The 230-nt window shown below is 31.3% G+C and carries 1 protein-coding gene; it reads left to right on the forward strand.

Annotation, left to right across the window (positions count from 1 at the left end):
• Positions 1–9: 9 nt before the first annotated feature.
• A complete protein-coding gene (locus tag CF394_RS16310) occupies positions 10–168 on the forward strand; it encodes an endolytic transglycosylase MltG (protein WP_369333193.1) in 159 nt (52 codons plus the stop codon).
• Positions 169–230: the final 62 nt, after the last annotated feature.

Genomic DNA, 230 nt, shown 5'->3' on the forward strand with positions numbered 1-230 from the left:
CTCGATGCTATTGAAGCAAGTGTAAATCAGACAAAGAGTGAGTACTTGTACTTTGTAGCCAATGTTGAAGACGGTAAAGTGTACTTTGCAACGACAAAAGAAGAGCATGACCAAAACGTTGCAGAACATATCAATAGTAAATTAACACAATCAAGTAGTTCAAACTAAAATTATGTGGTTTTCCACATAATTTTGTTTTAAAAAAGTAATAGAAAAGAAAGTTGAAAAAA

The sequence above is a fragment of the Tetzosporium hominis genome (assembly GCF_002265435.1).
Lineage (GTDB): Bacteria > Bacillota > Bacilli > Bacillales_A > Planococcaceae > Chryseomicrobium > Chryseomicrobium hominis.